Origin of the sequence: Mucilaginibacter corticis (assembly GCF_007558865.1) — a bacterium.
Lineage (GTDB): Bacteria > Bacteroidota > Bacteroidia > Sphingobacteriales > Sphingobacteriaceae > Mucilaginibacter > Mucilaginibacter corticis.
Window position 1 is genome coordinate 258,320 of the sequence record NZ_VLPK01000004.1, and the last position, 17,519, is coordinate 275,838.

General features: G+C 42.4%; 18 protein-coding genes. 1 reads left to right on the forward strand and 17 read right to left on the reverse strand.

Features of this window, described 5'->3' with window-relative positions; genetic code table 11:
* Positions 1 to 13: 13 nt before the first annotated feature.
* The 5 genes from FO440_RS19760 to FO440_RS19775 form a co-directional block, all read right to left on the reverse strand.
* Positions 14 to 406, reverse strand: coding sequence for a hypothetical protein (locus FO440_RS19760; RefSeq protein WP_144250023.1), 393 nt, complete (start codon positions 404 to 406; stop codon positions 14 to 16).
* Positions 407 to 458: 52 nt separating this feature from the next.
* Positions 459 to 617 (reverse strand): hypothetical protein, encoded by a 159-nt coding sequence (locus FO440_RS24545; protein ID WP_186292727.1) that lies wholly within the window; start codon positions 615 to 617, stop codon positions 459 to 461.
* Between the two features lie 151 nt (positions 618 to 768).
* The gene (locus tag FO440_RS19765) at positions 769 to 1,764 is read right to left on the reverse strand and encodes an MlaD family protein (RefSeq protein WP_144250024.1); all 996 of its coding nucleotides are present in this window, start codon (positions 1,762 to 1,764) and stop codon (positions 769 to 771) included.
* Between the two features lie 23 nt (positions 1,765 to 1,787).
* A complete protein-coding gene (locus FO440_RS19770) occupies positions 1,788 to 2,561 on the reverse strand; it encodes an ABC transporter ATP-binding protein (RefSeq protein WP_144250025.1) in 774 nt (257 codons plus the stop codon).
* A 9-nt stretch (positions 2,562 to 2,570) separates the two neighbouring features.
* On the reverse strand, positions 2,571 to 3,380 hold the full coding sequence (locus FO440_RS19775; protein ID WP_144250026.1) for an MlaE family ABC transporter permease: 810 nt from the start codon (positions 3,378 to 3,380) through the stop codon (positions 2,571 to 2,573).
* Positions 3,381 to 3,589: 209 nt separating this feature from the next.
* On the opposite strand from FO440_RS19775, the gene FO440_RS19780 reads away from it, so the two are divergent.
* Positions 3,590 to 3,862 (forward strand): hypothetical protein, encoded by a 273-nt coding sequence (locus FO440_RS19780; RefSeq protein ID WP_144250027.1) that lies wholly within the window; start codon positions 3,590 to 3,592, stop codon positions 3,860 to 3,862.
* A 128-nt stretch (positions 3,863 to 3,990) separates the two neighbouring features.
* Here FO440_RS19780 and FO440_RS19785 read toward each other — a convergent pair whose 3' ends face one another.
* The 12 genes from FO440_RS19785 to FO440_RS19840 all read right to left on the reverse strand — a co-directional run bounded on the left by FO440_RS19785 (position 3,991) and on the right by FO440_RS19840 (position 17,517).
* The gene (locus FO440_RS19785; RefSeq protein ID WP_144250028.1) at positions 3,991 to 4,692 is read right to left on the reverse strand and encodes a DsbA family oxidoreductase; all 702 of its coding nucleotides are present in this window, start codon (positions 4,690 to 4,692) and stop codon (positions 3,991 to 3,993) included.
* A gap of 56 nt (positions 4,693 to 4,748) precedes the next feature.
* Positions 4,749 to 4,940 carry a heavy metal-binding domain-containing protein gene (locus FO440_RS19790; RefSeq protein WP_144250029.1) on the reverse strand — a complete coding sequence of 64 codons (192 nt, stop codon included), beginning with the start codon at positions 4,938 to 4,940 and terminating at the stop codon, positions 4,749 to 4,751.
* Positions 4,941 to 4,943: 3 nt separating this feature from the next.
* On the reverse strand, positions 4,944 to 6,395 hold the full coding sequence (locus tag FO440_RS19795; RefSeq protein ID WP_144250030.1) for a PepSY-associated TM helix domain-containing protein: 1,452 nt from the start codon (positions 6,393 to 6,395) through the stop codon (positions 4,944 to 4,946).
* Positions 6,396 to 6,397: 2 nt separating this feature from the next.
* Positions 6,398 to 8,722 (reverse strand): TonB-dependent receptor, encoded by a 2,325-nt coding sequence (locus FO440_RS19800; RefSeq protein WP_144250031.1) that lies wholly within the window; start codon positions 8,720 to 8,722, stop codon positions 6,398 to 6,400.
* Between the two features lie 135 nt (positions 8,723 to 8,857).
* Complete coding sequence (locus FO440_RS19805; RefSeq protein ID WP_144250032.1) at positions 8,858 to 9,229, reverse strand: hypothetical protein; 372 nt, start codon at positions 9,227 to 9,229, stop codon at positions 8,858 to 8,860.
* A 103-nt stretch (positions 9,230 to 9,332) separates the two neighbouring features.
* The gene (locus FO440_RS19810; RefSeq protein WP_144250033.1) at positions 9,333 to 9,695 is read right to left on the reverse strand and encodes a glycoside hydrolase; all 363 of its coding nucleotides are present in this window, start codon (positions 9,693 to 9,695) and stop codon (positions 9,333 to 9,335) included.
* Between the two features lie 127 nt (positions 9,696 to 9,822).
* Complete coding sequence (locus tag FO440_RS19815) at positions 9,823 to 10,191, reverse strand: glycoside hydrolase (RefSeq protein WP_144250034.1); 369 nt, start codon at positions 10,189 to 10,191, stop codon at positions 9,823 to 9,825.
* A gap of 121 nt (positions 10,192 to 10,312) precedes the next feature.
* Positions 10,313 to 11,215, reverse strand: a complete 903-nt coding sequence (locus FO440_RS19820; RefSeq protein WP_144250035.1) for a hypothetical protein — start codon at positions 11,213 to 11,215, stop codon at positions 10,313 to 10,315.
* Positions 11,216 to 11,350: 135 nt separating this feature from the next.
* Positions 11,351 to 12,352: a fatty acid desaturase gene (locus FO440_RS19825; RefSeq protein ID WP_144250036.1), complete on the reverse strand. Its 1,002-nt coding sequence runs from the start codon at positions 12,350 to 12,352 to the stop codon at positions 11,351 to 11,353.
* A gap of 105 nt (positions 12,353 to 12,457) precedes the next feature.
* On the reverse strand, positions 12,458 to 13,447 hold the full coding sequence (locus FO440_RS19830; protein WP_144250037.1) for a YncE family protein: 990 nt from the start codon (positions 13,445 to 13,447) through the stop codon (positions 12,458 to 12,460).
* A gap of 51 nt (positions 13,448 to 13,498) precedes the next feature.
* On the reverse strand, positions 13,499 to 16,579 hold the full coding sequence (locus tag FO440_RS19835; RefSeq protein ID WP_144250038.1) for an efflux RND transporter permease subunit: 3,081 nt from the start codon (positions 16,577 to 16,579) through the stop codon (positions 13,499 to 13,501).
* Positions 16,579 to 17,517, reverse strand: coding sequence for an efflux RND transporter periplasmic adaptor subunit (locus FO440_RS19840; RefSeq protein ID WP_144250039.1), 939 nt, complete (start codon positions 17,515 to 17,517; stop codon positions 16,579 to 16,581). Before FO440_RS19840 ends, FO440_RS19835 begins: the two co-directional genes overlap by 1 nt.
* Positions 17,518 to 17,519 lie beyond the last annotated feature (2 nt).

Sequence of the window (17,519 nt, forward strand, 5' to 3'; positions counted from 1 at the left end):
ATTTTTAATTATTTTACTCCTTCACCGCGGTAACTTCAGATCCATCTGTTCCCTTGGTTGAGAAAATGATCTGTTTACCTGTAAAATCTTCTATATAGAACGGAAACTCGCGGGTTTTGCCGTCGGGCAGGATCTCTTTGTATTGGATATTCCGGCCATCTATTTTGAAGGTACCGTGCGATAATACCTTGCTGTCCCAGTTAATGATCAGGCTGTCTTGCTGCGTAAACTGGATGTAGGGTTTTTCTGCTTGCAGGGTAACAGCACCAACACTATCCGGCGGACTGGCATTTGGGTTACGCACACGGATATATTTCCATTTGCCATACAGATCCTGCGGTGACGCGGATGGTTTGCAGGCAGCAATAGACAAAGTAATTATAACAAGCAGTAAAAGGTTTCTCATAACTTAAATCAAGCCGTGTTTATTAACGGATGATAAAGCTAAGTTATAACAATTAGCCTTGCTTTTTTTGCCCCTGCTGTAATTTCTGTTCCGCTTTTTTTACCTCGTCCTTTTCACTCATCGGGAAATCAGTTTTTATTTCCTCGCGGGATTTAACAACAACCTTTTTAGTACCGGTGTTTACTGTGGGGTTTGGTTTTGCAGTTTTCATAAGGCGTTAAATTAAATGAACAGGTATGAGACCACCTGTATTATTTAAACTTATGAAATAGGAAAGTGTTTGACTAAGATTTACAGGTTTAGAAGATTATAGGATTAATTTGCTGTCTATCCTAAAATCCTCTAATCCAAAAAATCTTAGTTTAGTTTTTGTTAGCCTTCTTAATACTGTCAGCCTTAGCTTTCGCACGATCTTTAAAGAAGCCTTTCAACAGGAAATTATGTTGAGCTGCTTCAAGGTCCTCATTCAATTTGATGGAACTTTGCTGCAGGTTTTGTATAGTGCTTTGTACCTGTGCGGCTGCTTTAGGATCGTTTAACAATACACCTACAGCGTTATCTGTACGGTTAAACTTATCAGTAGTAGCTTTTAAGGTATTGGTAATATCTGTTGTATTAGCGGCCGCTTGTTTAAGCTGGTTAGTAACCGCTTTTATGCTGGCAAATGTCGTGGTATCAGTAAATAATTTATCTGCAAGGCCGCCTTTGCTATTCATTTTTACACTAAAGCGTTGTAACTGCGCGGATAACTGAGCCGCGTTTGCACTGGCTTTTTGAAAATTGCTCATGGCATTTCTAAACTGGATCCCCACGGTGCTATCGGCCATTAAAGTGCCTACCGTACCCTTGCCTTGTAATATTTTACGGCTCAACATTTTAAAATCGCCGGTTATTGATAACAGGTTCTGGTTGTTTTGCTGTAATACCTTTAACATATCGTCGGTCGAGGTTACTTTCTCAGTTTGTAAAACATCGTTATCCTGAATAATAGGTGCCTGCGGGCTACCGCCATCAATTACAATTATCTTATTACCTATCAATCCGTCAGAGCCAATATGAACGCCCGCATTACGGTGTACATATTGTTGTGAAGCTTCGTCAATACTCATGCGCACATCAACCTGCGAGGGGCCGATGAAATGGATCTTGCTGATGCTACCCACCTTAACGCCCGAGAACCAAACGCTGTTACCGATTTTTAATCCCGAAACATCATCGAATACCGCGCTTACATGTATGCTTTTTGAAAAGGTTTTTGACTGGCTGCCCAATGTAAAAACGCCAAGAATAAATACGATCAAGCCGATGGCTAAAAATAGCCCTACTATTACCGCTCGTTTATTTTCTGCTTTTTCCATTATATTTTAATGCTTTTATGAATCTATTTTATAAAATTGTAATCAAAGAATGGTTTTACCCGTTCGTCATTTGTATCAAAAACCTCGTCAAAAGTACCCTGGCGCTGAAACTGCCCGTCTAATAACATGGCTATCCTGTCGCCGGTTTGTTTGGCACATGTCAAATCATGCGTGATGATGATCGATGATGTTTTATATTTTTCCTGAACCTCGTTGATCAGTTCATTAATTTCAATACAGGTAATGGGGTCAAGGCCTGCTGTTGGCTCATCGTACAGCATGATTTCAGGGTTCAGTATCAACGTACGGGCAATGCCGATACGCTTACGCTGACCGCCTGATAATTCTGACGGCATCTGGTTGATGGTTTGTGATAAACCAACCGCCTCCAGTACTTCTTCAACCGCGCTATCTATTTCTTTACGGGTAATGCCCTTGCGGTTACGTACCAATGGAAACTCCAGGTTTTTACGTACGGTCATGCTATCATATAAAGCACTATTCTGAAAAGAAAATCCTATGCGGATGCGTAGTTCCTGCAATTCCCTGTCTGTAATACTGTTGATATCCTTACCCAATACATTGATAGATCCGGTATCGGCCTGTAATAAACCAGAAATGATCTTTATCAATACAGACTTACCCGTGCCCGAACGGCCAAGCACCACAAGGTTCTCGCCCTGGTACAGATCAAGGTCAATACCGCGTAATACATGATAATCATCAAAAGACTTTTCAAGTCCCTTAATGGTTATAACCGCGTTAGTGTGATCAATAGGTGCCTTTGGTTTGTACATAATTTATATTTAGCGGAACCAACTGGTCATTTGTACGATAACAATTTCTTCAATAAAGATCAAAAACATAGCCGTTACCACAGCGCCGTTAGCGGCTTTACCAACACCCTCGGTACCCTTGGTAGAGTAATAGCCCTGGTAGCTGCCCACAATGCCTATAGTAAACCCAAACACGATGGATTTGATAAGCGATGAAGTAAAATCTGTAAACGTAAGCGGGTCAAAAAATTCCTGAACGAACGTGTTAAAGCTAGTGCCCTCATTTACTGCCACGTTGATATAGCCACCCAGCATAGCCACCAAACCTGTGTAAGTAGCCAAAATTGGTATGGTAAGCGTGGTAGCCAGCACGCGGGTACATACTAAAAATTTAAAAGGTTTGGTGCCCGATACCTCCATGGCATCTATCTGCTCGGTTACGCGCATAGAACCTAATTCGGCACCTATGCCCGAACCTACTTTACCTGCTGCAATTAACGCTGTTACCAGTGGTGCCAAAGCACGCATAATAGCTATGGATACCAAAGACGGCAGCCATGACGTAGCGCCAAACTGACCTAATGACGGGCGTGATTGCTTGGTAAATATCAACCCGACTATAAAACCGGTTAATGATATTAAAGGGAATGAGCGTACCCCGGTTTCATAACATTGCCTTACAATTTCTTTAAACTCGAAAGGGGGTAAAAAAGCTTCCTTAAAAAACCGGATAATAAACTTATTAATATTATAAAGGCTTATTAAAAAGGTATTTATCTTGCTTACAGGCTTTTTGGCCTTTTTTTTAAGCTGAATACTTGTGCTGTTTGCAGTGTCCATTAATTGAGGCAAAGGTATTACTTATACCAGATATTTCCTGACTATATTATACAAAAAGTTAATAAACTTGTTTTATACAAGTAAAAATTAATCATTTGATTAAACGTCAAATGTACATTTGTTTATGTTAGGTTAAAGTCAAAAAAATAATATCGCTGTATAAAACCATTGCGCTTATTATTCCTTTCTATAAGATAATCATAACTATTATGAATGCTTATCAACAAAAGTGGCTTGATATTTTGCAGCATGCCAACCTGCCGGGATGGGAAATTAAAGCCGTAGAGGATGGTATTTATGTTGAAATGCCAAAGGTTACCGATCTTAAACTGATCAGGGATAACCTGCCTGAAATCCTGGCGGCTTTGTCGTTAGATATTGAAATACCTAAAATAAGGCTTAAGTTTCATTTTCATAACGGGTATGAAAATTTTGAATATATCTTAAATCCTAACGATGGTGATTTGAACAGGGATAAGTGATGCCCAGTTAAGCGTCCACGCTTAACCGAATGAAAAATGCAAGCGTCCTGGCTTGCATTGTAACAGTGAGAGCAGATGCTCACAATATTTATTAGTAAAGCGAACACGCTTTATTATGCTTAATTTATTTAACAATCCCCGCCAACCTCGCAGCTATCGCCTTCAATAACATCCAGTTTTACAGGTTTGTTTAACGCCCATTCATTATAGGCTTTTTCTAATGTTTGCACAAAAGTCGGTACAGCCTGCGCGCCCGATACCCCGTATTTATTGTCCATTACAAAAAACGGAACACCGCGGATACCTAACTGCTGAGCCTGTGCAATGTCCTGCTGAACATTAATAGCATATTTATTACCCGCCAGCGTATGATAAACCTCGGCTTTATCTAAACCTATGCTTTCGCCAAGATCAGCTAAAACATCATGGTCGGCAATGTTTTTACCTTCGGTGAAGTATGACTTGAACAGGGCTTCTTCGGCTTCATCACCCAAGCCGTTTTGTTTTGCTAAATGCGCGAAACGGTGTGCATCAAAACTATTGGCTACAATAGCCTTATCAAAATCATAAGTTAAACCAACTTCGGCGGCCATTTCGGTTACCTGGTCGTTCATTTGTTTGGCGTGATCCAATGTTATGCCTTTAATATCGGCAAGGTATTGGTTAATATTTATGGTGGGGTCTGTTACCATGTTAGGGTTAAGCTGAAAGCTTTTCCATTCTATCTCTACTTCATCTTTGTGCTCAAATTGCTGCAAAGCTTGTTCAAACCTGCGTTTGCCAATGTAGCAGAACGGGCACATTACGTCAGACCATATTTGTATCTTCATAATGCAAAACTACTATACCGCTACAAAATCAACGTAAGCACAAAGTAAAATTAAGGCTACTTTATAGTGTCTCGTTCAACTAGCTGCATCCCGCATTTGGAGCAGATTCCAGGTTTATCTGCTCCAATTTCGGGGTGCATAATGCAGTAATATTTATATTGCTTTTTCTTAGCAGGTTTATCCTTGCCGGCATTACATGCGCCTAAGCATAAACCTATAAATGCCAGTACTACCAATGCTTTGGTCATTGCTTATTTGTTTTTAATGAATGCGGTAAAGCCTAACAACGAAACTATTAAAACCGTCAACGCCGCTAACATACTCACAATGTCGCGGATATCTTTGCCTGCCCAGGTCATCCAGAAAAATTTATGCAGGAAAATAAAGCTCAGGCCCTCGGCACGGTCTATCCCGGCGACTTCGGCCGCCAGCTTGGCCGATGTGGTTTCGATATACCTGTTACGGCCATCAGCATAGCTAAGCCTTTGTACCGGCAGGCGCTTGTTGATGAAACCGTATTCGTTATCAAACTGACCTATCCTTGTGATAGTCGGATCGCCTATAGTTTTATCATCGCCATAATATTTACCTAAAAACGCGGCATATTGTTTATCACCATCCTGTAGCTCTGTGCCATTTACAGCATCAAAGTACAAAATCTGTTTTTTATTATTGGTTACCTGGTAAAAGGTATGGTTGTTAAACCTTGCAAGCGCTACGCGTTTGATGTTACTATCGGCCAGTGGTAATTGCAGGTTAGATAAACCAAGCTGGTTGCGGTAGATAAGTTGGGCGTATTGTGGCTTATCTTTTTGGTAGCGTAACTGCACCACCAAATGAAACGCGCCGCTGATGATGAATAGTAACAGAATAAAGGATATCCCCAACCCGATCTGCCGGTGATAACGGTGGATAAACCTTTTATCTTCTATACCTTTTTGTTTGCGCTTATCTGTTACGGCTTTAAAGTTTTTCCAGAACAGGCCATACACTATAAGCCCGCTTAGTAAAGCTAAAAACATAATGCTAACCAGCGTGAGCAATACGATCAGTCTGAACGTATTGCCGCCCAGATCTGCCAGAAACTGCCACGTATGAAACTGTTCAAACACCCACAAAAAAGTTTTGCGGGTGTTGTTGTTAAAAGTGCCCATGCGGCTTTGCGCGGTTTCAATGTAAACATCCATGCCATCGGGGCGGTTCAGGGCTATCTTCCATACCGGCAATAGGTGGTTAATGGGTTGGTATTGCCCGTCGAACGCTTTTTGCAACATCGCACTTTTTATGGCCGATGTGCTATCCTGCGTAAAGTATCTCGCCAGGTAAATAGCATAAAGCTTGTCTCCGTCAGGCAATAACCTGCAATTGTTTGCCGAATAATAATTATAAACACTGTCCTTGTCAATAACCTGGTAATAGGTGTTTTTATTAAAGCTGACAAGGCTGAAGTTTCTTAATTCGGTAATATGATTCTGGTCCAGCACCTGCTGAATGGATAATGCAGGTTTTAATTGATTTTGGGTTGGCTGCGCGTACACCTCGACAGGTATATACGGCCTGAACCAGTTTGACATGAACGGGTGCGACAAACCGCTGATGGTCCAGAAAATAACAGGCACTAATGCGGTTAAACCAATTATGCGGTGCCATTTATAAAAACTGCGCTTTGCTGCAGTATTACGTGGTTCGGTACTTGTTTTCATATTTAGTTTTTAGCGAATGAGTAACTAATACCTAAGGTAAAGGTGCGAGGTGGAGCGGCGTTATAAGTGTCGCCGTATTGATTGCTGGTTACCGTGGTGGCGTATAATTTGTTGGTCATGTTTAGCACATTAAACCATATGCCCACACCTTTTACCAGCGTTTGCTTAAAGTCATACCCTAACCGCAAATTATAAATATCATAACCAGAATAAGTTTTGGTATTTGCCGGGTTGGTATAATATTGGTCGATATGTTGCCATTCTGTCGCAATTCTAAATCCCGGCAGGTAATTGGGCTTATAAGTTAACTCGGAATTAGCTATCCAGGCAGGGGCGTTGTTCATGCGTTTGCCGTTGTAACTGATGCTGTAGATGGTATTGGTGGTATAATTGGTGGCAACCTCGCTGTAATCAATGTAAGTATGTTTAGCGTTTGTCCCGTTAAATCTAAAAATTAACTGATTAACAGGCGCATAAGTTATGGCATATTCTATTCCCTGGTGACGCGTAGCACCTGCGTTTTGATTTTGGGTAGTATTATCAGGCAGTAGCTGGTTGATGATCTCGTTATGACCTTCAAGGTCATATAAACTCACTTCTATGTACATTTTCTTATCAAAAGCTGATACCCAGCCCCCAATTTCGTAGTTATTAAAGGTGGCCTGCTTAAGCGGCGTTAACTGGCGGGCACTATACAGGTCGCCGGTTTCAGGTGGCTGAAAACCTACGCTGTAATTGGCATAAAAACCCTTGTTTTCCCCCAGATCATAAGTTAAACCTAATTTTGGGGCAACAATATTAAAATCGTTGATTTCGTGCTGCTTATATTTTGTGTTGTTGGTTAAACCGTTGGTGAAGTTATAATGCACCCGGTCATAACGTAAACCCATCACTACACGCAGCGGTTCAACGGGATTAATCTCATATTGTGTATAGGCCGCGGTATTAAAAAGCTTTATGCGGTAATTGTCAATATAGTTACCCGTATTAGTAAACGACGTATAATAATTATTGGCCACGTCCTTGGTAATATCCAAAAACTGTGCATAGTAAGAGCTCGGGCTATCATCCAAATAAACACCGGCAATTAAGCGCGAATTCAGGAAATCAAAATTACTGCGGTGCTGCACCAAAAAGCCGTAGCTCTGAAACTTCTGGTCATTAATCTGCCCGTTGCTACTCAGGTAAGCGCCGGTATTATCCCGCACGTCGGCAATATAATAGCTGGGTAACTGGGCGGTCGAATTATCCCTGAAGAACGCGGTGAAAAAAGTGCTGTTCTTATCGTTCCAGTTATGTTCAATCTTAGCGCTTGCCCTAAAGGCCTCAACCTTGCGGTAAGTAAAGCGCTGGTTGCTGCCATAGCTTTTGTTATAAAAGTGGGCGCTATCTAAACTGCCCGGCGTTTGGGTGTTTAAGTAATTGTAGGCTGCGCTTGCTGTCAGTTTGGTACGGTCGTTAACGGCGTAGGTGGTTTTAAAGTTGACGGAGTATTTATCAAAATCGGAATAATCCTGCCAGCTATCTTTTTGATGGGCTACGTAGCCGCCTGCATACAAACCGAACTTGCCCGATGTAAAACCGCCGTCGGCATCAACCCTGCGGTAGTTAAAATTGTCGCCTTGTATGGCTAGGTTGCCTGCATATCCGGCAGGCGGCCCCTGGGTAATGAAGTTTACCGCCCCGCCAATTGAATTACTGCCATATAGTGATGATGCAGGGCCCTTGATCACCTCGATATCTTTCACGCCGCTCATGTTGATCTCATAAAGCGAATTGTGGTTAAAGATTCCCGTAGGGCGAATAGGCACACCATCTTCCATATATAGATACAATGCATTATAGGTGATTGGCTGGCGGATAGCCATGGTATGCTGCTCATTACCTAAATTAACCATGTATACGCCTGCTACCTTGTTCAGCAGTTGGTACAATGCGGTGGCTTTGGTATCTTTTATCTGGGCCGAATTGATCTTGCTGATAGCAATGGGCGCATCCTGCCTGGCTTCGCCTTCGCGGCTGGCTGATACGATAACGGGTTGCAGATCGACATTTGATGGCTCTATCGCTATGCTTAATTTATCGCCGGTTACGTCAACTGTTTTAGCGATGTAGCCAACCATGGTAACCGTAATTGTTTTTATGTCTGCGGCGATAGTGAACTGGCCTTTAGCGTTGGTTTGTGATAGGGTAGTGCCAGCTTGTTTGATCATTACGCCGGGTAATGGCTCGTGCGTAATGGCATCAGTAACTGTGCCGGTTATGGTTTGGGCAAATGCAATGGTGGTAAAAAAGTTCAGCAAAAAAAATATATAATATTTTTTCATATTAATGTGTAAGAGAAGTTGCCTTCTGTGGTTAAGAAAAAATTGGATGTAGTAGGGTACAGGATCAGGTATAAAGACGCGAAACCACGTTTATGGCGTAGCGCATATTTACCTGAAAACTGTAAAAAGGAAAACTTAACCTAACTGCGGAGGGCGGAAAACAGCGCCGCTAAAAGCTACAGCAAGCGGACTGTTGTAAGGGGTTGACACGGTACGCAATAACCGGGTGTGGAAGGTAATTGTAGTGGCTGATGCAAAAAATACTTCCTGGAAAAGATTTTTTTGTGACTGGCGCGAATCATTCTTTTCGGCATCCTGCGCAGCCTTGATCTTTTTCATGAAATAGCAATGGCCATTACAATGCATCCAGGGTTTATCGCGGTTCTCGCACAAATTAGTGGCGATGTATTTCTTGTTTAACTCAAATCCCGCGTATACAAAATAGCGCGAAAAGTTGGCCGAAACCATAGTAACAAGTAATAAAATGGCGGTAAAACGCTTTAACATATCGCTGCAAAGGTAATTGCTAAACGATGCAAAAGCAAATAGGCAGAGTATTAAAAACCGGCCATTGCTACAAGTAGTAACAATGGCCGGTTATGTACTACTATTATTTATCTCTTTTTAAAGTGGCGCGCAGGCTTTTGCCTGCCACATCAGCTGCAACTACAACAGAGTCGCCATAATATTTTCCGGTGTGCATTACAACCAACTTGCCTACTTTTACATTAAACGTAAGGTCATTGCCTGTTAAAACACCATCGGTAATAGGCAGGTCATTACCATCTGGTGATTGCACTGTACCGGTTAATTTATCGCCATCAACTTTAAAATTGTAAACCAGGGCGATATCATCTTCAGGGGTGATTTTTACTGAGCCGGTCCATTTGCCGTTTAACCCGGTTATTGCTGCAAGGCATACAGCAAAACTACCTAATACTAACAGCGCGGTTGTTAAGATTCTTGTTTTCATAATCCTGAGTAGTTTTATTTAAAAATACCCGGCTTATGTGAACAAAAAATTATCCTCGATTTAAGTAAACAATAAGTTAAGTTTAACTTACCTGTTAATATTAAATGAAGGTTGCTATAATGCTAACTCAGTTTTTATCAGCCACTTTTTTTAGCACGGAGTGAACTTTTTGTCCGTCAAGCAGGGCAACTACAACAACCGAATCGCCATAAAATTTGCCGGTACTTGGCACGGTCTCATCATTTACGTCAACTTTAAAAGTAAAGTCTTTTTCGTTTATGATCTTACCGTCATAGATCTTCAGCTCGCCGCTTGGTGAAAATATGGTGCCTGTTAATTTATCGCCGTCAACATTAAAATTGTAGGTAAGTGAAATATCGTCACCATCGGCTGTTTTGATCGATCCTTTCCATTTGCCGGCAAGGCCGGTTACGGCAGCAAAACAAATAAGCGCACAGCTTACCAGTAAACTTGTAGTTATGATTTTTCTTTTCATGATCGGTGGTTTTATAATTCATTTAAATTTAGAACTTTTATTTCAACAAACGAAACACAAAATAGTTAGTCTTATTTGTTGATTTAAAAGTAGATAACCTGCCGATCATAACCGTCCGTGATCAAGGGGTGTTATAGTAGTAAATAGGAGCGAAAATACCCTCGCTGGTGGTATAGTAGCCTTTACCCTCGGCTGTAAAGCCAATTGCCTCGCCTTGTCTTTCCTGCTGATAATTTAACTCTTCGGGTTTTTCCTGCATAACTTTCCATACAGGTTCATCCTCATTGCGTTTCCAGTAATAAACCTTCTCATAACTTTTTAGCAGGATCTGGCGTCCGTCTTTTGATATATCGCCGGCAGTTATCCATTTAAATGGCTTAAAGCCGGCAAAAAATAGTTTGGCACGACGGGTCATTACAACCGTATCATTGGCTTTGTAAGCAAGCGGAGCAGTGTAAATACCTACCGTATCATGTCTTTTTGAAACTACGTAGAACAGCTTTTCTAAAGGATCAACCATTAAAGTTTCAGCATCTTTCGGGCCGTCGGGGTATTTTAAGTGGAGTGGGGTAGCTGTTGCATGTGTAACGCCTTCTTTAAAAAATGACGGCTGTTCGGCCATCCGGTAAATGGTAATGAATTTACGCATGCTGTAATTGTCACCGATATCGCCCATATAAACATAGCTTTTTTTACTATCAGGGCCGGGGCCAACGGCTATATCTTCACAATCAACTACACCCTTTTCGGCTTTAGTAGCGCCCTTAAAATAAATCGTCGAGATCAATTTGCCATCAGGTGATATGCTGAAAAAACGACTGGTATCACCGCTGTCGTTATGTACGTAATAAATATCCTTTTCAATGCCCGATGCCGAGATACCCGAAATCTCGTTCATCTCTTTATCCTGTAAATGCCCCGTTATGGTTATCTGTCTTACCATATACCGATGCCTGGCATAAGCCCCTAAAAACAACGCGAATATGACGGGGATGAGTATATTTAATTTTTTAGTCCGGCTCATTGGGGGCTAAGCGTTTTGTGCAAAGGTACTTAAAATGAGTGGGGCGCCCAATTCTAAACTAAACGACTTATGTTAAAAGATGTTAACAGATTTGATTTTCAATAACAAAGGCCCCGTCAGGGCCTTTGTATATATTTAATTATGTGCCATTTCCGCATCGGGTTTTGATACGTCGGTAAGGGCAACTTTGCCTCTTTCTTTTCTCAGGATCCGGTTAAATAACGAGATCTCTTTATCAAACAAAAAGCGGAAAAACAGCTTGGTCCATGATTTATGAGAGTATAAAGTATCATAATATTCAGGCGCGGTTTTCTTTATCTGCGGTAATTTGTTCCATGGGATAGACGGAAAGTCATGGTGCTCATTATGAAAGCCTACGTTAAAGGCAACCAGGTTTAAGCCGCCGTAATAGCTGTAGGTTTCCTGCTCAACACTATGGGTTAAATAGTGTTCCTGTATCCAGCGTGCGCCAAGCGGGTGCAAACCAACAGAAAACATGAAGCTTAATATTAAAAATGCTAACGCGTGCCATCCTAAAAAATAATATATGGCGGCAGTAAATGCTACTTGTACAGCAAGGTTTGCTAAAACCCAGATATCAAAAGGATGGATCTCGCGTAACCTTGAAAGACGGAAGATCTGAAATACCGGGTAAAACAGTAACCACAAGGCTTTTCCTAAAAATGAATTATTAATAAGCTTTGCTTCCCACCTGTTTGGCAAGTCGGCATCTAACTCATGTACACCCTGGAAAGAGTGGTGTTTGATATGATAACGCTCGAAAGAAATAGAACTTGGGAAAATTTGCGGCATATTAGCCAACATACCGGCCCAGCGGTTAGCCGAACGGCTCTTAAACAATAACTGGTGTGCACACTCGTGGATCATTACAAAAAGCGCATGATCTGCAAAAGCCCCTAATAAATAAGCAGCGCCAAATACCAGCCACCATGATTGGTCGCGAAGCAGGTAAGCTAATACCAGTTGGAAAGCAACAAGGCCAATTATCGCAAATATGGTACTTGGATTTTTGCCTATCAGGTTCCGCATATTAGGAAACTGCTTTAAAATTTGTTTGGTGCGTACACGGTGTGGCTCTGCAACCTGCGAGTAGACAAAGTCTGTTCTTTTAGTCATAAAATTTTATAAAAATCAATTTTTTAAGTTTGTATAGGGATATATATTTATAAACTCAATTCTCCAATAATAATTATAAAATTTTACATATAAGTTATAAAAATATTATTCTTGTTTAAAAACTAATACCTTGAAAGTGCCCGGAATTGCTTTACGGGTACCCTGTTCCATGGTGGCTACGCTCAAGTAAATCTTATGTGTTTTAGTATCTAAAGCTAATGTTTTTGCACGGGTTTGTGTAGCTAATGTTTGTACAACGGCATACTTATCAGCGGCTTGTTGTTTAATGATGGTGGTAGTTCCGTCGCCGTTCGAGCAAAAGATCAGCTTGGTTTCAGGATCGAAAGCTACCGCGTCAACACCTGCACCAATGGGTACGGTAGCCACAACTTTGCCTGTTAAAATATTTACTACTTCCATTGCTTTATTTTCACGACAAACAGAAAAAGTGCGATTGGTTTTCGGGTCAAGCGCTATACCGGTAGGGCCGCCACCGGGTGCAAGAGGATAATTTTTGATCACCTTCATTGCTTTCGCGTCAATAACATTCAGGCTGTTCTTGTCTTCCAGGTTATTGTATATTTTGCCTTTACCATCGCTTACAGCAAATTCAGGCCCGCCGCCCAGTGCAATGGTGCCAACTTGTTTAAGCGTATTCGGATCTACAACCGACGAATTGTTGCTTTCGCCGTTAAAGCTGTAAACACGGTCAGTAAAAGGATCATACATAATAGCATCCGGTCCTTTGGCGTCGACAGGGATAGTCGCTATTGTTTTTAAGGTCTTCAGGTCGAAAGCTACAACCGCGTTAGCACGCCCATCACTGATAAAACCGCGATTAGCTTTATTGTCAATAGCTATACCATGTACGCCCTTCATGTTATCAATTACACCTACCTGTTGGTCTGTAGCCAGGTCAACCACGTTTACCATAGTGCCATGCGATACATACAAGCGGTTGTTTACTTGGTCGATAGACAGGTAATCATAGCCGCCATCGCCCGTTAAATTGATGGTTTTGTCTAATACATAAGTTTGGGCATAGGTCATGCCGGCCAGTAATATGGCCGCAGCAGTTAAAAAGGTCTTTTTCATTGCGTAGTTTTTTTATTCAAACATCGTTACCGATTCTGTAGAAAGCTTGTATTATGCAACATGTATTTTTAAATGATCGTGCGGATCAACATCTCCTTTGCGATACAGGATTTTCAACATACTTGGCAACACAATGAGCAACAAAGGCAATGCAGCCAGGAATCCGCCAATTACCGCGATAGCCAGCGGCTGGTGCAATTGCGCGCCTGCGCCAATACCCAAAGCCAGCGGCATTAAAGCAATGATGGCGCCCAAAGCGGTCATTAATTTAGGGCGTAATCGGGTTGAGATAGAATAGATAATGGCCTCGTCTGCTTTACTGCCGTCTAATACGCTTTGTTTAAATTGCAGGAACGTGAATATGGCATTTTCACCAATTATACCTACAATCATGATTAACCCTGTATAACTGCCCACGTTAAGTGGGGTGCCGGTTAGAAACAATGCCAGTAAACTACCTGAAATACCCAATACGGATACCACCAGGATCAACACCGCTATCCTGAACTGTTTGAACAGGAATAATATCACCCCAAAAACCAGTAAACAAGCAGTTATCAAAATAGTCAGTAACTCTTTAAACGATTGTTGTTGCTCGGCATCGGCACCGCCATATTCTATGTGATAACCTTGCGGCAGGTTTATTTTGGCTACCGCTTTTTTAATGGCCGGCATTACCGTACCCAGGTCGCTGCCCTCAATGCGTGAACTTACCACGCCTATGGATTGCAGGTTTTCGCGGTTTATTTCGGCATCGCCGGGTTTTAGTTCTACTGTTGCCAGTCTGCTGATCGGGATCATATTACCCTTTGGTAAAAATATATTCAGATCTTTTACCCCCGATATACTCAATGAGCGATTGCCCGGATAAACCATTCGTATAGTTGATAGCTGTTGTTTATCAAGTAAATTACCAACGATACTTCCTTCCAGAGCGGTTTGCGTTTGTGCCTGCAGGTTAGCAGGGGTTACATTATATTGCGCCAGTTTATCATAATCAGGCACAATACTTACAGAAGGCCCCGCTATTACAATGCCGTTAAAAACATCAGCCGTGCCTTTTACCGTATTTAGCGCGTCGGCAATCTGTTTGGATAATTCTTGCAGTTTATGCTGATCATCGCCGTAAACTTTTACCTCGATAGGTTCGGCGGTGGTGGTCAGGTCGCCCAGCATATCGCCTATAACCTGCCCGAAATCTATCACCAGGGCAGGTTGGGTTGACGAGATTTTTTTACGCAGTTCGCTGATTACTTCATCGGTACTTTTATCGCGTTGCTTTTTTAGCTGGATCAGGTAGTCGCCACGGTTCGGTTCAGTAATAAAGAAACCCATCTGCGTGCCGGTACGGCGCGAGTAGGCTTCAACTTCGGGTTGTTTGATGATGATCTTTTCGGCCTCGCGCAGCATGCGGTCTGTTTCTTCTAACGAAGTGCCCGGAGGCGAGGAGTAATCTAAAACAATACTGCCCTCATCAATATCCGGCAGGAAACCGGTTTTTAACGTTCCCGGAATAAGTACGATCACCACAATCAAACCGATGATGATGGCAAAACTTAACCATGGGCGCAATATGAACCAGCGCACCCATTGTTGTTTGGGAACACGGTGCGGCTTTTCTTTTTTCGCCTTTAACAGATCGGCAGATTTTGGCTTGCGGGTAAGCAGCAGGTAAACAACCGGCAGGCCCATCCACGTTACAAAAAATGAGCATACCAATGTGATGATCATGGTATTGGTCAGCACCTGGAAATAAGCACCTGCAACACCCGTCATCAATAAAAACGGCACAAAAATTACAATGGTACTTATAGAAGATCCTACCATTGCCGGGAACAAATAGTCTACAGCCTTGTGGATCAGTTTGCTGGTCAGTTCGTTTGGATGTTCTTCATGAGCGCGGTGGATCTGCTCGACAACCACAATGGCATCGTCAATAATTAAGCCTATGGCCGCGGCAATAGCGCCCAGCGTCATGATGTTGAAGGTATAGCCCACCCAATACAACACCAGCAAAGTGAGGCTTAGCGTTACGGGGATGGTTATTAATATGGCGATACTTGCTTTTAATGATCGTAAAAATATAATGGCTACAATTATTGCCAACAGTAAACCCACCCATAAGCTGTCGCTCACACTTTTTATAGAATCGTTTACAAAATCAGCCTGGATATAGTAGGGCTTTATGGTGACATCGGCAGGCAGGATCTTTTGCATTTCTTTCACCTTATCAGCCATAGCAGTTGACAGCGATACCAGGTTTGCGTTTGGCTGTTTAATTACAGCTACCAGTACACCATCATGCCCGTTGGCGTTAATGCGAGTGTATTCAATGCCCTCGTTTATTTCCACATAGGCAATATCCTTTAGCTGGATAATACGCTTACGGTCATTGCTCACGATCATGTTTTGCAACTGCTCTTTGGTGGCAATGGTGGCATCGGTAACGGCCAGGTACAGCATTTTATAGTCAGACAGGTAACCGCCCGATTTTACAAAGTTGGTTTGCGCCAGCGCGTTGGTAATAACATCGGGCGTTACGCCCAGGCTGCTCATTTTTTGGCGATTAAGGATAAGCCAGTACTCTTTTATCTTACCGCCTATTATCCTGATCTCTGATACACCATCAACCTGCGATAAAAAGGGCTTAATGGTATAAGTTGCCAGCTGGCGCAACTCGATCGGCGAGCGGTTATGGCTTTCTAAAGTGTACCCGCTAACAGGCAAGATCGACGGGTTCATTTTTTGCACGCTGATATTTACATCGGCAGGCAAATCGTTCTTTATCTGGTCAATAGCCGATTGGATACGTTGCTGGCTCAGGTCCATATCAGCATTCCAGCTCATAAAGGCCGATATTTCGCAGCTGCCGCGGCTGGTGGTGCTGCGTACAATTTGTAGGTCGGGCACCTGTTTAACAACATTCTCCAATGGCTTAGTAACCGTAACCATCATTTTGTCTACGGGTTGCAGGCCCTCGTCGGCAATGATCTTTATCTTGGGGAACGTGATCTCGGGGAAAAGCGAGGTTTGCAGCCGTGTATATGCAAAGATACCCCCAGCAATAATTAATACCAGTACCAGCGCCAGTGGTTTTTTATGCGAAATAAAGAAGTCTTTTACAGGCGTCATTATTTAACTATTTTAATTTTGGCGGTATCTGTTAAGCCGTAGTTACCGGTAACTATAATTTGATCCTGCCGGGTAAATTTTGGCGATAAGATCTCCACCCTGTCGCCAACATCAATGCCCTTGGTAACGGGTACTTTAATTGCCGTGGTAGGGTTGATCAGTTTCATTACCCAAAAATCTGTCTGGGTTTCGTTGGTCAGTACCGCTGTTTTGGGTAATGACTGCGTATTTGATTTTGATGAACGAATGATCCTTGCTTTGGCGATCAGATTTTCGGGGATGGTATTATCGGCTGGTATCTTGATAACTACACCCTGGGTTTGCGAAGCAGTGTCAACCGATGGCATAAACGCGCTCACTTTGCCGTTCATTTTTCTGCCATCGGGTAGGGTAAGCAGTACATCCTGGTCAGGTTTTACAGTCGACCGCATTTCATAAGGTAATTGCATCACGAAGGCAAAACTTGCGCGGTCGCTTATTACGGCAAGCTGTTCGCCGTCCTGTACATAATCGCCGCTTTGGTGGTTCAGTTGGGTAAGGTAACCATGCTCGGGTGCTTTTATCTTGTTGACGCCCGAGAATTTAAACGTGGTATCTAAAATGTTAATGGTATTGCCAATACTTTGTGCTTCCTTTGTCTTGATACTGAAAAGTGCCTGTCCCTTATTGACATACTGGCCCGGGTGGATATTGATATTTTGTACATACCCGTTGGCATTGGCCTTCACAATATTTTTCTGCTGAAAGGTTGATGTAGCGTTCAGGTTGGTATAATCTACCAAAGTACTGTCATTTACGGTAGTCACGGTAACCGGGGTTATGGCTTCTGTTTTCGCATCTGCTTCGTCGCCGGCCGCGTCTTTACCCTTACAGGCGGCCAGCAGCATAAGCAGGCTTAACGCAAAAAAGGAAAATTTATAGGTGCACAATATCTTCATGA

Bases quoted from the DNA above. Each gene is read 5' to 3' on its own strand.
- FO440_RS19760 (WP_144250023.1), bottom strand. From the start codon at position 406: ATGAGAAACCTTTTACTGCTTGTTATAATTACTTTGTCTATTGCTGCC.
- FO440_RS24545 (WP_186292727.1), bottom strand. From the start codon at position 617: ATGAAAACTGCAAAACCAAACCCCACAGTAAACACCGGTACTAAAAAG.
- FO440_RS19765 (WP_144250024.1), bottom strand. From the start codon at position 1,764: ATGGAAAAAGCAGAAAATAAACGAGCGGTAATAGTAGGGCTATTTTTA.
- FO440_RS19770 (WP_144250025.1), bottom strand. From the start codon at position 2,561: ATGTACAAACCAAAGGCACCTATTGATCACACTAACGCGGTTATAACC.
- FO440_RS19775 (WP_144250026.1), bottom strand. From the start codon at position 3,380: ATGGACACTGCAAACAGCACAAGTATTCAGCTTAAAAAAAAGGCCAAA.
- FO440_RS19780 (WP_144250027.1), top strand. From the start codon at position 3,590: ATGAATGCTTATCAACAAAAGTGGCTTGATATTTTGCAGCATGCCAAC.
- FO440_RS19785 (WP_144250028.1), bottom strand. From the start codon at position 4,692: ATGAAGATACAAATATGGTCTGACGTAATGTGCCCGTTCTGCTACATT.
- FO440_RS19790 (WP_144250029.1), bottom strand. From the start codon at position 4,940: ATGACCAAAGCATTGGTAGTACTGGCATTTATAGGTTTATGCTTAGGC.
- FO440_RS19795 (WP_144250030.1), bottom strand. From the start codon at position 6,395: ATGAAAACAAGTACCGAACCACGTAATACTGCAGCAAAGCGCAGTTTT.
- FO440_RS19800 (WP_144250031.1), bottom strand. From the start codon at position 8,722: ATGAAAAAATATTATATATTTTTTTTGCTGAACTTTTTTACCACCATT.
- FO440_RS19805 (WP_144250032.1), bottom strand. From the start codon at position 9,229: ATGTTAAAGCGTTTTACCGCCATTTTATTACTTGTTACTATGGTTTCG.
- FO440_RS19810 (WP_144250033.1), bottom strand. From the start codon at position 9,695: ATGAAAACAAGAATCTTAACAACCGCGCTGTTAGTATTAGGTAGTTTT.
- FO440_RS19815 (WP_144250034.1), bottom strand. From the start codon at position 10,191: ATGAAAAGAAAAATCATAACTACAAGTTTACTGGTAAGCTGTGCGCTT.
- FO440_RS19820 (WP_144250035.1), bottom strand. From the start codon at position 11,215: ATGAGCCGGACTAAAAAATTAAATATACTCATCCCCGTCATATTCGCG.
- FO440_RS19825 (WP_144250036.1), bottom strand. From the start codon at position 12,352: ATGACTAAAAGAACAGACTTTGTCTACTCGCAGGTTGCAGAGCCACAC.
- FO440_RS19830 (WP_144250037.1), bottom strand. From the start codon at position 13,447: ATGAAAAAGACCTTTTTAACTGCTGCGGCCATATTACTGGCCGGCATG.
- FO440_RS19835 (WP_144250038.1), bottom strand. From the start codon at position 16,579: ATGACGCCTGTAAAAGACTTCTTTATTTCGCATAAAAAACCACTGGCG.
- FO440_RS19840 (WP_144250039.1), bottom strand. From the start codon at position 17,517: ATGAAGATATTGTGCACCTATAAATTTTCCTTTTTTGCGTTAAGCCTG.